General features: G+C 60.5%; 14 protein-coding genes. 3 read left to right on the forward strand and 11 right to left on the reverse strand.

Annotated elements, in window-relative coordinates:
* Positions 1-86: 86 nt before the first annotated feature.
* Complete coding sequence (gene betB, locus ACZRN6_RS11815) at positions 87-1,559, reverse strand: betaine-aldehyde dehydrogenase (RefSeq protein WP_322148040.1); 1,473 nt, start codon at positions 1,557-1,559, stop codon at positions 87-89.
* A gap of 61 nt (positions 1,560-1,620) precedes the next feature.
* Positions 1,621-2,214, reverse strand: coding sequence for a transcriptional regulator BetI (gene betI / locus ACZRN6_RS11820; RefSeq protein ID WP_010167549.1), 594 nt, complete (start codon positions 2,212-2,214; stop codon positions 1,621-1,623).
* Positions 2,215-2,591: 377 nt separating this feature from the next.
* Between betI and ACZRN6_RS11825 the strand changes: the two genes are divergently transcribed.
* Complete coding sequence (locus tag ACZRN6_RS11825) at positions 2,592-4,526, forward strand: BCCT family transporter (RefSeq protein WP_464008065.1); 1,935 nt, start codon at positions 2,592-2,594, stop codon at positions 4,524-4,526.
* A 156-nt stretch (positions 4,527-4,682) separates the two neighbouring features.
* Here ACZRN6_RS11825 and choV read toward each other — a convergent pair whose 3' ends face one another.
* The 3 genes from choV to ACZRN6_RS11840 form a co-directional block, all read right to left on the reverse strand.
* Positions 4,683-5,861: a choline ABC transporter ATP-binding protein gene (gene choV, locus ACZRN6_RS11830; protein ID WP_322148039.1), complete on the reverse strand. Its 1,179-nt coding sequence runs from the start codon at positions 5,859-5,861 to the stop codon at positions 4,683-4,685.
* Positions 5,858-6,703, reverse strand: a complete 846-nt coding sequence (gene choW, locus ACZRN6_RS11835; RefSeq protein WP_076017809.1) for a choline ABC transporter permease subunit — start codon at positions 6,701-6,703, stop codon at positions 5,858-5,860. Before choW ends, choV begins: the two co-directional genes overlap by 4 nt.
* A gap of 67 nt (positions 6,704-6,770) precedes the next feature.
* Positions 6,771-7,718 (reverse strand): choline ABC transporter substrate-binding protein, encoded by a 948-nt coding sequence (locus tag ACZRN6_RS11840; protein WP_010167544.1) that lies wholly within the window; start codon positions 7,716-7,718, stop codon positions 6,771-6,773.
* 414 nt (positions 7,719-8,132) lie between these two features.
* Between ACZRN6_RS11840 and ACZRN6_RS11845 the strand changes: the two genes are divergently transcribed.
* Positions 8,133-9,509 carry an L-serine ammonia-lyase gene (locus ACZRN6_RS11845; RefSeq protein ID WP_322148038.1) on the forward strand — a complete coding sequence of 459 codons (1,377 nt, stop codon included), beginning with the start codon at positions 8,133-8,135 and terminating at the stop codon, positions 9,507-9,509.
* Positions 9,510-10,063: 554 nt separating this feature from the next.
* A complete protein-coding gene (gene gbdR, locus ACZRN6_RS11850; RefSeq protein WP_003216915.1) occupies positions 10,064-11,167 on the forward strand; it encodes a choline metabolism transcriptional regulator GbdR in 1,104 nt (367 codons plus the stop codon).
* A gap of 120 nt (positions 11,168-11,287) precedes the next feature.
* Here gbdR and ACZRN6_RS11855 read toward each other — a convergent pair whose 3' ends face one another.
* The 6 genes from ACZRN6_RS11855 to ACZRN6_RS11880 form a co-directional block, all read right to left on the reverse strand.
* Entirely contained in the window at positions 11,288-11,551 is a 264-nt protein-coding gene (locus tag ACZRN6_RS11855; protein WP_003216918.1) for a hypothetical protein, read from the reverse strand.
* 359 nt (positions 11,552-11,910) lie between these two features.
* Positions 11,911-13,071: a gamma-butyrobetaine dioxygenase gene (locus tag ACZRN6_RS11860; protein ID WP_464008009.1), complete on the reverse strand. Its 1,161-nt coding sequence runs from the start codon at positions 13,069-13,071 to the stop codon at positions 11,911-11,913.
* A gap of 9 nt (positions 13,072-13,080) precedes the next feature.
* Positions 13,081-13,557 carry a thioesterase family protein gene (locus ACZRN6_RS11865; protein WP_464008010.1) on the reverse strand — a complete coding sequence of 159 codons (477 nt, stop codon included), beginning with the start codon at positions 13,555-13,557 and terminating at the stop codon, positions 13,081-13,083.
* 118 nt (positions 13,558-13,675) lie between these two features.
* On the reverse strand, positions 13,676-14,641 hold the full coding sequence (locus ACZRN6_RS11870; RefSeq protein WP_322148034.1) for an L-carnitine dehydrogenase: 966 nt from the start codon (positions 14,639-14,641) through the stop codon (positions 13,676-13,678).
* Between the two features lie 142 nt (positions 14,642-14,783).
* Positions 14,784-15,671: a 3-dehydrocarnitine:acetyl-CoA trimethylamine transferase CdhC gene (gene cdhC, locus ACZRN6_RS11875; protein ID WP_464008011.1), complete on the reverse strand. Its 888-nt coding sequence runs from the start codon at positions 15,669-15,671 to the stop codon at positions 14,784-14,786.
* Between the two features lie 88 nt (positions 15,672-15,759).
* Positions 15,760-16,704 (reverse strand): choline ABC transporter substrate-binding protein, encoded by a 945-nt coding sequence (locus ACZRN6_RS11880; RefSeq protein ID WP_322148032.1) that lies wholly within the window; start codon positions 16,702-16,704, stop codon positions 15,760-15,762.
* Positions 16,705-16,795 lie beyond the last annotated feature (91 nt).

The following is a 16,795-nucleotide window of genomic DNA, read 5'->3' on the forward strand; positions in this document are numbered from 1 at the left end:
GAACTGCGATGCCTGGGATGGGGCTGCTGCGCAGCCCAGCGGGAGCAAGCTCCCTCGCCACAAAGGCGCACCCCTGGCTGGCAGGTTTAGAACACCGAGGCGTAGTCGCCCAGCTCAACCTGTACCGATTTGATGCGAGTGAAGTTGTTCAGCGAGCTGATGCCGTTTTCGCGGCCCACGCCCGACTGCTTGTAGCCGCCCACCGGCATCTTCGCGTCGGACTCGCCCCAGGCGTTGATCCAGCAGATACCGGCTTCCAGCTGATGAATCACGCGGTGAGCGCGGTTCAGGTCGCGGGTCACCAAACCAGCGGCCAGGCCAAAGTCGGTGTCGTTGGCGCGACGGATCACTTCTTCTTCGGTGTCGTAGGTGAGGATGCTCATCACCGGGCCGAAGATTTCTTCACGGACGATGGTCATGTCGTCGGTGCAGTCAGTGAACACTGTCGGCGCAACGTAGGCACCCTTGGCGAATTCGCCGTCGGTCAGGCGGTCGCCGCCGCACAGCAGGCGGGCGCCTTGCTCTTTACCCTTGGCGATGTAGCCGAGCACGCTTTCCATGTGGGCGAAGCTGACCAGCGGGCCGAAGTTGGTGTTTTCATCTTCCGGGTTGCCCACACGAATGCGTGCAACACGCTCGGCGATCTTGGCTTCGAACGCGCCTTTAAGAGCGGTCGGAACAAATACGCGAGTGCCGTTGGTGCAGACCTGGCCCGAGCTGTAGAAGTTGGCCATCATCGCGATGTCGGCGGCGCGGTCGAGGTCGGCGTCGTCGAAAATGATCAGCGGGGATTTGCCGCCCAGTTCCATGGTGACTTCCTTGAGCGAAGAGCTCGAAGCGCTGGCCATGACTTTCTTGCCGGTGTCGGTGCCGCCGGTGAACGAGATTTTCTCGATGCGCGGGTGCTCGGTCAGCCAGGTGCCGACTTCACGGCCGCTGCCGGTGAGTACGTTGAACACGCCATCCGGAACGCCGGCTGCGGTGTAGATCTCGGCCAGTTTCAGGGTGGTCAGCGAGGTGACTTCGCTTGGCTTGAAGATCATCGCGTTACCGGCTGCCAGGGCAGGGGCGGATTTCCACAGGGCGATCTGGATCGGGTAGTTCCACGCGCCGATACCGGCCACCACGCCCAGCGGCTCGCGACGGGTGTAGACGAACGAGGTGTCACGCAGCGGGATCTGCTCGCCTTCGATGGCGGGCACCAGGCCTGCGTAGTATTCCAGTACATCGGCGCCGGTGACGATGTCGACGTATTGGGTTTCGGAGTACGGCTTGCCGGTGTCCAGGGTTTCCAGGGCGGCCAGTTCGTCGTTGCGCTCACGCAGGATATCGACGGCACGACGCAGGATGCGCGAACGCTCCATGGCGGTCATCGCGGCCCAGATTTTCTGGCCCTTTTCGGCGCTGACCACAGCGCGCTCAACGTCTTCTTTAGTGGCGCGTTGCACGTTGGCGAGAACTTCACCGTTAGCCGGGTTGATGGCTTCGAAGGTGGCATCGCTGCCAGCGTCGGAGTAGCCGCCGTCAATGTAGAGTTTTTGCAGTTCGAAACGGGCCATAAAGTCCTCGCAAGTGCATAAGTGGTTGGCGCGGTCCGGAAGTTGAGCGTCTATGTGTGCTCTAACTCACCTGTTTGGCCAATTGGAAATCCATGTATTCGTAAGCGATCCGTTGCGCCTGCTCCGTGTCGAAAGCGTCTCCCGACAGGGCGCCGCGCAACCACAAACCGTCGATCAGGGCCGCCAGGCCTCGGGCTGCGCTGCGTGCCTCGGACAACGGCAACGCTCGGCGGAACTGGCAGCACAGGTTGGAATACAGACGGTGATCGTTGATCCGCTGCAGCCTGTGCAATGACGGGTGGTGCATGCTGGTGGCCCAGAAGGCCAGCCAGGTTTTCATCGCCGGGCCGTTGACCTGGCTGGCGTCGAAGTTGCCCTCGATGATCACCTGAAGATGGGCCCGCGGGCTGTCATCTTTCAGCGCCAACCGGCGCTCGGTGACGTTCTCGATCAGGACGTTCATCAGGTACCGCATCGTGGCGGCGATCAGGCCATTCTTGTCCTGAAAATAGTGACTGATGATGCCATTCGAGACACCGGCCAGACGGGCGATCAGCGCAATGCTGGCATCTCCCATTCCGACCTGATCGACCGCCGTCAATGTGGCTTCGATCAACTGCTGGCGGCGTATGGGTTGCATACCGACCTTGGGCATCGTGCACCTCTCCTTAGGCCTGCCAACGGGCGATAAACGTCCGTCGGCTTGTGGGCCAGTCTATTTTGTTTTGATTGAACGTTCAATCAACAAAGAATAAGATCTGCGACAAATGGTCGCTGCCTACAGGTATTTCCTACGTGCATGTGGCGCCACCTGACATCTGCAAAAAACCTTGAAACAGCCCGGCACAGCGGTTCGCCGAGGGTTTGGGGTTTTTCGGGGTGTCTTTATACACCCGTCCGTCGACTGCCGAAAAATCGATGGCTCGGGTCATGCGTTGCCTTGTGTTTCTCTGCACTGCCCGGAGCATCTGTGCCATGAGTTCTGCCTCTCTTATAAAGACCCCGCCAGAAAAGGTGCGGGTCAACGGTTGGGTGTTCTACACCTCCACCGCGCTGATTCTGTTGTTGACCGCGATTCTGATTATCGCCCCGCAGGAAGCCGGCAGGATGCTCGGTGTGGCCCAAGCCTGGTTGTCGAAAAGCTTTGGCTGGTACTACATGGTTGTGATCGCCGCCTACCTGGTGTTTGTGGTGGGCCTGGCGTTTTCGTCCTACGGCAAGTTGAAACTGGGCAGCAAGGACGACACCCCGGACTTCAGCTACGGCGCCTGGGCCGGCATGCTTTTCTCGTCGGGCATCGGCATCTCGCTGCTGTACTTCGGCGCGTCCGAGCCGCTGGACCATTACTTCAACCCGCCTGAAGGCGCATCGGCCACCGGCGACGCTGCACGCCAGGCGTTGCAGTTGACGTTCCTGCACTGGGGCCTGCACGGCTGGGCGATCTACGCGCTGGTCGGCCTGGCCGTGGCGTACTTTGCCTATCGTCATAACCAGCCGCTGGCCTTGCGCTCGGCGCTGTACCCGCTGGTGGGCGAGCGCTGGGTCAAAGGCGCGGCCGGTCACGCAGTGGACGGCTTCGGCATGTTCGTGACCCTGCTGGGCCTGGTGACGAACCTGGGGATTGGTTCGATGCAGGTGTCGTCCGGGTTGGAAAACCTGTTCGGCATGGCGCACAGCAACACTAACCTGCTGATCGTGATCATCGTGATGAGCACCGTGGCGACCATCGCGGCCGTGTCGGGTGTGGAAAACGGCATTCGCCGCCTGTCCAACCTGAACATCGTGCTGTTCAGCGGCCTGCTGATTTTCGTACTGCTGTTTGGCCCGACCCTGCACTTGCTCAATGGCCTGGTGCAAAACACCGGCGACTACCTGAACGGCATCGTGCTGAAGACCTTCGACCTGTATGTGTACGAAGGCGACGCCGACAAGACCGAGCGCTGGATGGGCCTGTGGACTCTGTTCTACTGGGCCTGGTGGATTTCCTGGGCACCGTTCGTGGGCATGTTCATCGCGCGTATTTCCCGTGGCCGCACGGTGCGTGAACTGGTGGCCGGCGTGCTGCTGATTCCGCTGGGCTTCACCCTGGCGTGGCTGTCGATCTTCGGGAACTCGGCCCTGGACCTGGTGCTGAACCACGGTGCGGTGGAGTTGGGCAAGACCGCGCTGGAACAACCGTCCATGGCGATCTACCAACTGCTGGAGCATTACCCGGCGTCGAAAATCGTGACCGGTGTGTCGATCTTTGTGGGCTTCGTATTGTTCCTGACCCCGGCGGATTCCGGCGCGGTGATGATGGCGAACCTTTCCTGCAAGGGCGGCAACGTTGACGAAGATGCGCCGCACTGGCTGCGGATTTTCTGGTCGGCAGTGATCACCCTGGTGACCATCGGCCTGTTGTTTGCCGGTAACTTTGAAGCCATGCAAACCATGGTGGTGCTGGCCGGCTTGCCGTTCTCGGTGGTGCTGATCCTGTTCATGTTCGGCTTGCACAAGGCGATGCGTCAGGACGTGGCGATTGAACTTGAGCAGGCGCAGTTGGCCGAGCGTGGCCGTCGTGGTTTCAGCGAGCGCTTGACCGCGCTGGACCTGCAACCGAGCCAGGGCACCGTGCAACGCTTTATGGACAAGCACGTCACGCCAGCGCTGGAAGAAGCGGCGGCTGCGTTGCGTGACCAGGGGCTGGAAGTGCAGACGTTGCTGGGCAAATCCAAGCGCTGCATTGGGGTGCGTATCGAGATGGAAGAGGGCAATCCGTTTGTCTACGAAGTGAGCCTGGATGCTTATTCGTCGGCACCGGATGACTTGCCCGAGGAAGAGCGCACACGTTACTACCGGGCCGAGGTTTACCTGCACAACGGGCCTCAGGAATACGACCTGATGGGCTTTGCCCAGGAACAGATCACCCGGGACGTGCTCGATCAGTTTGAAAGCCATCGGCAGCTCCTTGGCCGTGTCTATAGCTGAGTGTTAAGCCGAGCGGCGCCTTCACTGGCGCCGCTGTTCCAAGGTTGGAATGGGGTCAAATGTGGGAGCTGGCTTGCCTGCGATAGCAGTGGTGAATTCACTGCAGCTATCGCAGGCAAGCCAGCTCCCACATTGACCCAGTTCCTTCAGGAGGGGTTACCCCAGGTTCTTGCCCAGCAACGCGTGATACAGCTCGCTGTCACCCAAAATCCCCACCACCTTGTCGTTGTCCTGCAGCACCAGCTTGTTGCCTGTCTGATAGCGAATCTGCAACGCCTCACGCATCCCGATATTGGAATCCACTAACGTCGGCATCCGCCCCAGACCTTCCACGGCTTGCCCCGGTGCCCAGTTCTGCAAGTTCAGCACTGCGCCGTTCTGCCGCGCGCCCTTGATGGTGTTGCCTTCGGCCAGGTCCAGCCACGAGTCGCCGCCCGGGTCCAGGCTGATGGAGCCGTTGACGTGGGTGCAGTTGTCTACCGTGCGCATCAGGCTGCGGCCACACAACACATTCAGCGGGTTGGTGTGCGCCACGAACGTACGCACATAGTCATCCGCCGGGTTCAGCACGATCTCTTCCGGCACGCTGTACTGGATGATTCGGCCGTCTTTCATGATCGCGATGCGGCTGCCGAGTTTCAGCGCCTCATCCAGGTCGTGGCTCACAAATACGATGGTCTTGCTCAACTTGCGTTGCAACTCCAGCAACTCATCCTGCAAGCCCTGGCGGATCAGCGGGTCGAGTGCCGAGAAGGGTTCGTCCATCAGCAGGATATCGGCGTCCATCGCCAACGCGCGGGCCAGGCCTACACGCTGCTGCATGCCGCCGGACAGCTCGTCGGGCTTCTTGTTGCGCCACTGCGACAGGCCCACCAACTCGAGTTTGTCGTCCACCAGCTTGCGCCGTTCTTTCTCCGGGCGGCCCTGCATCTCCAGGCCGAAGCTGATGTTTTCACGCACCGTCAGCCAGGGCATCAGGGCGAACTTCTGGAACACCATGGCGATGCGCTGGGTGCGCATCATTTTCAGCTCGGCGGGGGTGCAGGAAGCGATGTCGATCTGACGACCTTCATGCTCCACAAACAGCTTGCCGCGGCTGACGGTGTTCAGGCCATTGATGCAGCGCAGCAAGCTCGACTTGCCAGAGCCCGACAGGCCCATCAACACGCAGATTTCGCCTTTCTCCACATCCAGGCTGGCGTTTTCAACACCGACAATCTGCCCGGTCTTTTTCAGGATCTCGTTGCGCGTCATGCCCTGGTCCAGCAGCTTGAGCGCTTCACGCGGGTCTTTGGAGAAGATCACGTCGACATTTTCGAACCGGATAATGCTCATGCATCACCCCCTACTTTAGCGTCGGGTTGTTTGCAGATACGGTCGAGCATGATCGCCAGCAGCACGATCGCCAGGCCCGCTTCAAAGCCCAGGGCAATATCGGCGGTGTTCAGCGCATTGACCACCGGTTTGCCGAGGCCGTCGGCGCCTACCAGGGCCGCGATCACCACCATCGACAACGACAGCATGATGCATTGGGTAATGCCGGCGGCGATGCTCGGCATGGCGTGGGGCAGTTCAATCCGCGAGAGCAATTGACGGCGCGAGCAGCCAAAGGCCTTGCCGGCGTCCATCAACTCTTGCGGCACATCACGGATACCCAGGTAAGTCAGACGGATAGGCGCGGCAATCGCAAACACCACCGTGGAAATCAGCCCAGGTACCACACCCAGCCCGAAGAGGGTCAGGGTAGGGATGAGGTAGACGAAGGTCGGTACGGTCTGCATCAGATCGAGCACCGGCCGCATCAGGGTGTAGAACATCGGTTTGTGCGCGGCAACAATGCCCAGCGGCACGCCGATCACCACGCAGACCAGGGTGGCGAACAGTACCTGCGCCAGGGTCTCCATGGTTTCCTGCCAGTACCCAAGATTGAGGATCAGCAGGAAGGAGGCAATGACAAAAACGGTCAGGCCCCATTTGCGTTGAATGAAGTGAGCGAGCAGCGCAATCAGACCGATCAATGCCAGCGGATTGAACCAGGTCAGCGCGAACGTCACGCCGTGGATCATCGTTTCCAGGGTCGATGCGATTGCGTCGAAGTAGTTGGCCCCGTGTTGGGTCAACCATTCAACGAAGGCAGCGATGTACTGGCCTAGCGGGATTTTATGTTCAGTCAGCATGGTAGTGAATGTCCACATGCGAAGAGGAAAAACATCCCGGGCCAGCATGCCGGCCCGGGGTCAGCACTTACTTGGCGAGGTACGCCTTGACGGCCTCCAGACCTGGCTTGCCATCGACGGTGGTCACACCGGCCAACCAGGTATCGAGCACTTGCGGGTTCTTCTTCAGCCACGCCTTGGCAGCAGCGTCCGGCTTCATTTTGTCGTCCAGGACGTTACCCATCAGGGTGCTTTCCATGTTCAAGGTAAACGACAGGTTTTTCAGCAACTGGCCCACGTTGCTGCATTCCTGGGTGTAGCCCTTGCGAACGTTGGTGTAGATGGTGGCCTGGCCGTAGTTGGGGCCGAATGAATCATCACCCCCGGTCAGGTACTTCATCTTGAAGCGGGTGTTCATCGGGTGCGGTTCCCAGCCGAGGAACACGATGGCCTGGTCGCGCTTGGTGGCGCGTTCCACCTGCGAGAGCATCCCGGCTTCGCTGGATTCGACCACTTTGAAACCGGCGGTTTTCAGGCCGAAAGCGTCTTTGTCGATGAGGGTCTGGATGGTGCGGTTGCCGTCATTGCCCGGCTCGATGCCGTAGATCTTGCCGCCCAGCTCATCCTTGAATTTGACGATGTCGGCGAAGTCTTTCAGGCCCTTGTTGTACAGCGCTTCCGGTACGGCCAGGGTGTACTTGGCGTTTTCCAGGTTGGCGCGCACGGTTTCCACGGTGCCGGCATCACGGTACTGCTTGATGTCGTTTTCCATGGTCGGCATCCAGTTGCCGAGGAAGATGTCCATGTTCTTGCCGTCGGCCAGGGACTTGTAGGTCACCGGTACCGAAATCATCGTGGTGCGGGGTTTGTAGCCAAGGCCCTTGAGGACTTCGCTGGTGGTGGCGGTGGTGACGGTGATGTCGGTCCAGCCAACATCGGAGAAGTTGACGGTCTGGCATTGCGCCGGTTCTGCAGCGTGAGCCAGGGCTGGCAGACTCAGCATGGCGGCCAACAACAACGACGGGGAACCTTTCATGGGTGGACTCCTGGTGTTTTTCTGGCGGCGATTACACCGCGCTTATAGGTGTTGCGGTTGGGCGTGCGGCACAGCTCTGCCACGCAACTGTGCAAACGAGTCGAGACTGATCATGTACCAGTGAAAATCTGACGCCTACAGGGGGCGTCGTATCCAGTACAGGGATGGTCGTATCCAGTGTCGGTGACGTCGCTTACAGATTTTTTCCAAGGCAAAACTGTACTTTTTACCGATCTGCACCGCAAAAAACGGCCAAAACGTCGCCTTCCGCGAGCGCGGCGCTGGTAAGCATGGGTACGTCGGTGTGAGACGCCGTGAGGGCGAGTAAAAGCTCGATGATGCCGCCATCTGGGCGATCTGAGCGTAGCAGCTCATTCAAGCCCGGCCTGTGTTCATCTGCGGAGTTCCACGGCAATGGCTATCAGCGTTTTCGACCTGTTCAAGATCGGCATTGGGCCTTCGAGTTCTCACACCGTCGGCCCCATGCGCGCCGCGGCGTTATTCGTTCAAGGACTGCGTGAACGTGCTGTGTTGGAACAAGTAAGGCGCGTCGAAGTTCAGCTGTATGGCTCCTTGTCGGCCACGGGCATCGGCCACGGCAGCGATAACGCGGTGATCATGGGCCTGATGGGCGAGTGGCCCGACGCGATCGATCCGTCGCAGATCGGCCTGCGCATCGAGACTCTGCGCGAGACCAACACATTGCTGCTGGACGGGCATTTACCGGTGCCTTTCCTGTGGTCACGGGACATGCGTTTGATCGACGAAAACCTGCCCTTCCATCCCAACGCCATGACGCTGCTGGTGTTCGGTGATGACGCTGAGTTGCACCGCGACACCTACTACTCCGTAGGCGGCGGCTTTGTAGTGGATGAAGCCCAGGCCAAAAGCGGCGTGGCAGACATGGACCGCACCGAGCTGCCGTATGATTTCTCCAGTGCCGTGGAGCTACTGCAGCTGTGCAAGACCCACAACCTGCGGGTCGCTGAACTGATGTTGGCGAATGAAAAAACCTGGCGCCCGGAAGATGAGATCCGCAGCGGCCTGATGAAACTCTGGCGCGCCATGCAGGATTGCGTGGAGCAGGGCCTGAAACACGAAGGCATCCTGCCGGGCGGTCTCAACGTGCGCCGGCGCGCGGCCAAGTTGCACCGCAGCTTGCAGGAGTTGGGCAAACCGAACGTGATCGGCTCCACCTTAAGCGCCATGGAATGGGTGAACCTGTTCGCCCTGGCCGTGAACGAAGAAAACGCTGCCGGCGGGCGTATGGTCACTGCACCCACCAATGGCGCGGCGGGGATCATCCCGGCGGTGTTGCACTACTTTATGAAGTTCAGTGAAGTGGTGACCGAAGCCAACGTGGTCGACTACTTCCTGGCGGCTGCGGCGGTGGGCATCCTGTGCAAAAAGAACGCCTCGATCTCCGGTGCCGAAGTGGGCTGCCAGGGCGAAGTCGGCTCGGCGTGCGCCATGGCGGCGGCGGGGTTGGCAGAGATTCTGGGGGCCACCCCGGAGCAACTGTGCAACGCCGCCGAGATTGGCCTGGAACACAACCTGGGCCTGACCTGCGACCCAGTGGGCGGGCTGGTGCAAGTGCCGTGCATCGAGCGTAATGCGATTGCTGCGGTGAAGGCGATCAACGCCGCGCAAATGGCACTGCGCGGCGATGGACAGCACTTTATCTCCCTGGATCGGGTGATCCGCACCATGCGCGATACCGGCGCGGACATGCACGACAAGTACAAGGAAACGTCGCGGGGTGGGTTGGCGGTGAGTGCTGTGGAGTGTTGATCCAGCTTTTATGGGGTGAGGGAGCTTGCTGTGTTGAGGGAGCTTGCTGTGGCGAGGGAGCTTGCTCCCGCTGGAGTGCGAAGCGCTCCCAGGATTTTTAGGGCCGCTGCGCAGCCCAGCGGGAGCAAGCTCCCTCGCCACAGAAGAACGACACTGCGCATAAAGTGAACACCTGAACCAAAAGCGCCACCTTTTAGCGCGTCGCAATTAGATAAGTAGCTCCCGAACGATTTGCCCTCATGACCATCGGTCACCCGTGCTTGTGGTGACAGACTTTTCCCACGTCGTTTCTCTCCCTTCCCACAAGTGCTACCGATCTGCTCACACGCCTTGTGCCTGCGTCCCCTGGCGCCTTTTTTGGGTGATATCCGCACTCTGCGCACGGGCTTATATAGACACTTCATGAGGTCGTTTTCAGGAGTTATTGAATGCGCATTCAACTTTAGGCATGGCATTTGCTCTATCAATCCAAAGCCTCTCTCCTGATCGGGATGAGCGCAATAACAAGAGCCTCGCCTGAGGCCATCACCCGCTTTGTGTGAGGAGATACCGCGATGACGTCGTTCAACTCCGGGGCTCAACCCCAGAACCGTGCGCCTCAATCCATCGGCTTTTTGCTGCTGGACAATTTCACGCTGATTTCCCTGGCCTCCGCAGTCGAACCCCTGCGCATGGCCAACCAACTCTCCGGCCGCGAGCTGTATCGCTGGACGACGTTGAGTGTGGACGGAAACCAGGTGTGGGCCAGCGACGGTCTGCAAATCACCCCCGATGCCTCCATGCACAAAGCGCCGGCCCTGGACACGGTGATTGTCTGCGGCGGCGTAGGCATCCAGCGCACCGTAACCCGTGAACATGTGTCGTGGCTGCAAAGCCAGGCGCGTCAGTCTCGGCGCCTTGGTGCGGTGTGCACCGGCAGTTGGGCCCTGGCTTGCGCCGGCCTGCTGGATGGTTTTGATTGCAGCGTGCACTGGGAATGCCTGGCGTCGATGCAGGAAGCCTTCCCTCGCGTGGCCATGAGCACCCGCCTGTTCACCCTCGACCGCAACCGCTTCACCAGTTCGGGTGGCACAGCACCGCTGGACATGATGCTGCACCTGATCAGCCGCGACCACGGCCGTGAATTGTCGGCGGCGATCTCCGAGATGTTTGTGTACGAACGCATTCGCAACGAACAGGATCACCAGCGTGTGCCGCTCAAGCACATGCTCGGCACCAACCAGCCGAAGTTGCAGGAAATCGTCGCGCTGATGGAGGCCAACCTGGAAGAGCCGATCGACCTGGATGAACTGGCGGTGTACGTCGCGGTTTCCCGGCGGCAGCTGGAGCGGTTGTTCCAGAAATACCTGCACTGTTCGCCGTCGCGCTACTACCTCAAGTTGCGCCTGATTCGTGCGCGGCAGTTGCTCAAGCAAACACCGATGTCGATCATCGAAGTGGCGTCGGTGTGCGGGTTTGTCTCCACGCCGCACTTCTCCAAATGCTACCGCGAGTACTTCGGCATTCCGCCGCGCGATGAGCGCGTGGGTTCCAATACCACGCAGCAAGTGGCGATGATGCCGATTCCGCAGGCGCTGGTGTTGTCACCGTTGTCGGGGCCGTTGTCGGCGTTGAGCCAGGCGCGCAATGAGTCGACGTTTGCCAGCGTAAGGCTCTAACACCACCAGAGCTTTTGTGGCGAGGGAGCTTGCTCCCGCTGGCTGCGTAGCGGCCCCAAAATCTTTGGGAGCGCTTCGCACTCCAGCGGGAGCAAGCTCCCTCGCCACAAAGCAGGTGTATCAGGCGCCAGAGTTCTGCCGAAACTGCACCAAGGCCGGTAACAACTGCTTGTCGATCGCCTGCCTCACCGCCGGCAATATCGTCGCGCTGCCGGTGTACATCTGCTCAACCATACCCTTGAGCGCCTTGGCCCGCGCCGCACTCAAGCCGCGCACCGCACATTCACAAGCCTGCTCGGCGGTAGCGCCGCTCGACACTTCGAAACCCAACGACCGCAGTTGGCCCAGCAGGTCATCCTGGTCAATCAAATCCGCGTGCATCATGACGTTTATCCTTGTTAGGGGAGCGGGGAACTGAGGTCGATTCTGGTAGGCCATCAGCGAGTCGGCAAGACCTGAATGCACGAATGTCCGGCACACCTATGAACAGGTCGTTTTCGGGCCATTTATGAACGCACGGAATGTGCACACTGCAACCCAGCAAGCAGCTTGAAGGTTTGGTCACCCTCGGGATGCGCAGCTCACACAAAGCACTCTGCCCCGATCCAGTCACGGCTTGATCGGGGCTTTTTTTGGCTGGGATTTGTGGGGTTGCAACTGGCCTCATCGCAGGCAAGCCAGCTCCCACCTTTGAAGGTGTTCACAAATCAGAATGTGGGAGCCGGCTTGCCTGCGATAGCGGTCTACCTCTGCAACACCAATATCCTGGACAGCAGTTCATCCCGGTCGATGTAGCAGCCCTGGAAATGCCGCGCCCCGGATGCCGGGTCAAACGCATTACGCGCATGCAACGTGCGGCGGTTATCGAAACACCACAGCTCGCCCGGATTCAGCCGTTTGACCAACCGAAAGCGCGCTTCCCGGGTCATTGCGATAAACCGGCGATAGGCGCGATACAGCAACGGCATCTGCGCGGCTGGCGCCTCGAACGGCCCGCGCAGAAAGTTGGCCATGCGAATCTCGGCGACGTCACCCAAGGCATCCAGGGCGATGATCGGCGCCAGCCGGCGATAGTCGCTGTGACGGTCCTTGTTGCGAAACTCCACCGGGATCTCGCACAACGCGCGAAAGGCTTCCGGGTCTTCGTCCCGCAGCGCCCGCGCAATGGCAAAACCATCGACAAAAATACTCTCGCCACCGTCGGCGTCGTTCACCAGGCAGTGCAGGAATTGCAGCCCGGGTTGCAGCTCTCGCGTCGGCAAATCACTGTGCAGCGGCAAGTTGAATGCCGTGTAGGCGTTGCTGTCGGCATCGGCCTTGGATTGCAAGTTGAACAGCACGCCGAAATTGCTCTCGCGGATAAACGAAATGCGCTTGGCGATCAACGCCAGCGAGCCGGGTTCGGTGGGCACGCCACGCACTTGGGTGAGGCCGCTGTCACGCAACGCCAGTAGCCATTGCAGCAGCGCTTTCGGGTCTTCCATCAGTGCTGCGTAGTCAAAGACGGGCAGCTCGAAAGTACGGTCCCACAGCCGCGATTTTGGCTTGGCGGCTCGGCGTTCGGCGCGGGATTCATCGTCGTAGGCGTGTGCCCGCAGCCAGCCGGGATCGTATTGGCTGCGATGCCCACCACGCCATTCCACCGTCAGCAAACCCTGCTCAATGCGGGCGCTGACCGCCGTGAGGTTTTCGTCCACGTCGACGATTTCCAGCACCTGTTCACGGGTCACGCTGTAGACGCAGGCAGGGCAGGGGCAGTTGTCCCGCAGCCATTGGTGATGAAACGGGCTGACCCGCCCGTCGGCCCATTCCACGCTGAGGTGATCGCTGTGCACCTGCACATCGGCAAGGTCGCTGATCAGCGGGTACATACGGAAGTCGGCAACAGCGGCGGCGGTTTGCATGGCGATTCCTTATTTTTGGGGTGGCAGTCCAATCACGCGGCCGAGCAGGGCGGGCCTGGGCAGGTCGATCTGTTCAGTGCTGATGCTTGCGAGCTTGCCCAGCACCGCCTCGCTGAACGGTGCCGAATGCGGCCCGGCAAGGTCGACGTGCAGCAGCATCTGTTCGTTGCCGGCCAGCTCCTTTTCGTCGCCCACCAGATGCAGGCTGTGATAGAGGTGCAGGCGCTTGCGGTCGTGGGCGACCAGTTGGGTGTGCACCTCGACGTCGGCGCCCAGCTTCACTTCGTGCAGGTAGTTGAGGTGCAGTTCGAGGGTGAACAGCGAGTTGCCGCTGGCTTCGCGGTTTTCGCCGTCCAGGCCCAGGGTGTCCATCAGTGCATCGGTGGCGTAGCTGAAGATCAGCAGGTAGAACGCATCGCGCAGGTGGCCGTTGTAGTCGACCCACTCGGGGAGGATCTTGGTGGTGTAGGTGGTGAGTGCGGGCATGTCATGAGTTCCGGGTATGTACTCGGTCAAATGTGGGAGCTGGCTTGCCTGCGATGGCAGCGCTGAATTCAACATCGCCATCGCAGGCAAGCCAGCTCCTACAGAGAATCAACAGCGGTTATTCGGCGAAGGTCATGCCGTGTTTTTCCTTGGTGGTCTTCACCGCCTCCAGCACCGCCAGCAGGCAATCATCACGATAGCGTTCCAGCGCCGAAATGCTGTGTGTGCCCAACTGCTCGCTGGTGCCATCCACCACATCGTCAATCAACTTGTCGGTCAATTCCGGTGCCGGCAAATAGGTCCACGGCAACTGCAACGCCGGGCCGAATTGCGCCATGAAGTGGCGCATCCCGGCATCGCCGCCTGCCAAGGTATAGGTCAGGAACGTGCCCATGAATGACCAGCGCAAACCCGCGCCAAAGCGAATCGCGTCATCGATCTCGCCGGTGGTTGCCACACCGTCGTTCACCAGGTGCAACGCCTCGCGCCACAAGGCTTCCAGCAAACGGTCAGCGATAAACCCTGGCACTTCCTTGCGCACATGCAACGGACGCATGCCGAGGGACTCGTACACCTTGATTGCCGCCTGAATCGCTTCTGGCGCAGTGTTTTTACCGCCCACCACTTCCACCAATGGCAACAGGTAAACCGGGTTGAACGGGTGGCCTACCACGCAGCGTTCCGGGTGGGTGGAACCTTCGTAAAACTCGCTCGGCAACAGCCCTGATGTGCTGGAACCAATCAACGCATTCGGCTTGGCCGCGGCGCTGATTTTGCTGTGCAATTCCAGTTTCAGCTCCAGGCGTTCCGGGGCGCTTTCCTGGATGAAGTCGGCGTCTTTCACGCACTCTTCAATCGTGGCCACAAAGCGCAGGCGGTCTTGCGAGGCACCCGGTGCCAGGCCTTGTTTTTCCAGGGCGCCCCAAGCATTCGCGACGCGTTTGCGCAGCGCCGCTTCGGCGCCAGGCGCCGGGTCCCATGCCACCACATCCAACCCGTGGGCCAGGGCGCGGGACACCCAACCGCTGCCGATAACACCGCTGCCCAGCGCTGCGAAGGTTTTGATTTCAGTGATAAAGCTCATGGCAAATTCCTAAAGAGTTCGGTGATCAATGTGGGAGCTGGCTTGCCTGCGATAGCGGTGTGTCAGCCGCTGTATTCGGTGCAGGTGTACCGCAATCGCGGGCAAGCCCGGCTCCCACAAGGTTCGGTGATGCTCGCAACCGTCAGCCGCGCTTGGTCAGGCCCATTTTCATGCGGCCTTCGGCCGGGGTCATGACCCGCGCACCCAGGCGGCTGAGGATCTCGCTGGCGCGTTCCACCAGTTGGCCGTTGGTGGCGAGCACGCCCTTGTCCAGCCACAGGTTGTCTTCCAGGCCGACCCGCACGTTGCCGCCCAGCAGCACCGCTTGCGCGGCCATCGGCATTTGCATGCGACCAATCCCGAAGCCGGCCCACACCGCGTCTGCCGGCAGGTTGTCGACCATCGCCTTCATGGTAGTGGTGTCGGCCGGCGCGCCCCACGGGATGCCCAGGCACAGCTGGAACAGCGGGTTGTCGAGCAAGCCTTCCTTGATCATCTGCTTGGCGAACCACAGGTGGCCGGTGTCGAAAATTTCCAGTTCGGCTTTGACGCCCAACTCCTGAATCCGCTTGGCGCCCGCGCGCAGCTGGGCCGGGGTGGAGACGTAGATGGTGTCGCCATCGCCGAAGTTCAGGGTGCCGCAATCGAGGGTGCAGATTTCCGGCAGCAGCGCTTCCACGTGCGCCAGGCGAGTCAGCGGGCCGACCAGGTCGGTGTTGGGACCGAACTCCATCGGGTTCTCGCCGCCACCAATTTCCAGGTCGCCGCCCATGCCGGCGGTGAGGTTGACGATGATGTCGATGTCCGCCTCGCGAATGCGCTCCATCACTTCGCGGTACAGCGCCACGTCGCGGCTGAACTTGCCGGTTTCGGGGTCACGCACGTGGCAATGCACCACGGTGGCACCGGCCTTGGCCGCTTCCACCGCCGCAGCAGCGATTTGTTTGGGAGTGACCGGCACGTGAGGGCTTCTGGCGGTCGTGTCGCCAGCACCGGTAAGTGCGCAGGTGATGATGACGTCGTGGTTCATGAGGCAGGTTCCTTACAGGCGTGATTTTCAGGCGTAGTCATACCGTTCGCAGCCGGGAGTGGCTGCGAAACGGTGATTCAAAAAGAGCTTATTTGCTGGTCAATTGCAGGTTCGCGGCGGCGGGCTTGCCGTCGAAGGTGGTCACGCCTTCGAGCCAGCGCTGCTGGTCTTGCGGGTGGTCCTTGAGCCATTGCTTGGCCGACTCCAATGCGTCCTTGTGATCCAGCAGCGGCTGCATCATTCGGCTCTCATCAGCGGCGGTGAAGGTCAGGTTGTTGAGTAGTTTGTGCACGTTGGGGCATTGCTCGGCGTAGGTCGGTGCGGTGACGGACCACACGGTGGCCATGCCTTCATTCGGGCCCAGCGCATCATCGCTGCCGGTGAGGTAAGTCATCGCCACGTTGACGTTCATCGGGTGCGGCGCCCAGCCGAAGAACACCACGGCTTCCTTGCGGCGCACCGCGCGGTCCACGGCGGCGAGCATGCCGGCCTCGCTGGATTCCACCAGTTGGAACTTGCCGAGGCCAAACTGGTTCTTGGCGATCATCGCCTTGATCTGGGTGTTGGCGCCCGAGCCGGGCTCGATCCCGTAGATCTTGCCGCCCAGTTCTTTTTCAAACTTGGCGATATCAGCGAAAGTCTTCAGGCCTTTGTCAGCCAGGTAAGTCGGCACTGCCAATGTCGCGCGGGCGTCTTCCAGCGATGGCTTGTCGAGCACCTTGACCTGCTTGGCGTCGACAAACGGGGTGATGGTCTGGGTCATCAGCGGGTTCCAGTAGCCCAGGAACATGTCCAGGCGCTGGTCGCGGATCCCGGCGAAGATGATTTGCTGGGACGCGCTGGTTTGTTTGGTCTTGTAGCCGAGGCCGTCGAGCAATACTTGGGTCATGGCGCTGGTGGCGATTACGTCGGTCCAGTTCACCACGCCCATACGCACGTTCTGGCAAGAAGCCGCATCGGCTGCCATCACGTTGGTGCTCAAAATGGCGCTGGCGCTGAGTGCGAGCACGCAGCGGCTGATCAGTCGGTTCATGGTGGTTCCCTCGGCAGGTTGTTATTGTGGGTTCCGGCGTCTTTGTGCACCGTGCAGACACGTTACGCAGCTTGAAGGGCGATAAAACGCA

This window comes from Pseudomonas sp. A125 (genome assembly GCF_055409485.1).

Excerpts from the sequence above, each read along its gene's own strand:
- betB (WP_322148040.1), bottom strand. The coding sequence starts at position 1,559 with ATGGCCCGTTTCGAACTGCAAAAACTCTACATTGACGGCGGCTACTCC.
- betI (WP_010167549.1), bottom strand. The coding sequence starts at position 2,214 with ATGCCCAAGGTCGGTATGCAACCCATACGCCGCCAGCAGTTGATCGAA.
- choV (WP_322148039.1), bottom strand. The coding sequence starts at position 5,861 with ATGAGCATTATCCGGTTCGAAAATGTCGACGTGATCTTCTCCAAAGAC.
- choW (WP_076017809.1), bottom strand. The coding sequence starts at position 6,703 with ATGCTGACTGAACATAAAATCCCGCTAGGCCAGTACATCGCTGCCTTC.
- ACZRN6_RS11840 (WP_010167544.1), bottom strand. The coding sequence starts at position 7,718 with ATGAAAGGTTCCCCGTCGTTGTTGTTGGCCGCCATGCTGAGTCTGCCA.
- ACZRN6_RS11845 (WP_322148038.1), top strand. The coding sequence starts at position 8,133 with ATGGCTATCAGCGTTTTCGACCTGTTCAAGATCGGCATTGGGCCTTCG.
- gbdR (WP_003216915.1), top strand. The coding sequence starts at position 10,064 with ATGACGTCGTTCAACTCCGGGGCTCAACCCCAGAACCGTGCGCCTCAA.
- ACZRN6_RS11855 (WP_003216918.1), bottom strand. The coding sequence starts at position 11,551 with ATGATGCACGCGGATTTGATTGACCAGGATGACCTGCTGGGCCAACTG.
- ACZRN6_RS11860 (WP_464008009.1), bottom strand. The coding sequence starts at position 13,071 with ATGCAAACCGCCGCCGCTGTTGCCGACTTCCGTATGTACCCGCTGATC.
- ACZRN6_RS11865 (WP_464008010.1), bottom strand. The coding sequence starts at position 13,557 with ATGCCCGCACTCACCACCTACACCACCAAGATCCTCCCCGAGTGGGTC.
- ACZRN6_RS11870 (WP_322148034.1), bottom strand. The coding sequence starts at position 14,641 with ATGAGCTTTATCACTGAAATCAAAACCTTCGCAGCGCTGGGCAGCGGT.
- cdhC (WP_464008011.1), bottom strand. The coding sequence starts at position 15,671 with ATGAACCACGACGTCATCATCACCTGCGCACTTACCGGTGCTGGCGAC.
- ACZRN6_RS11880 (WP_322148032.1), bottom strand. The coding sequence starts at position 16,704 with ATGAACCGACTGATCAGCCGCTGCGTGCTCGCACTCAGCGCCAGCGCC.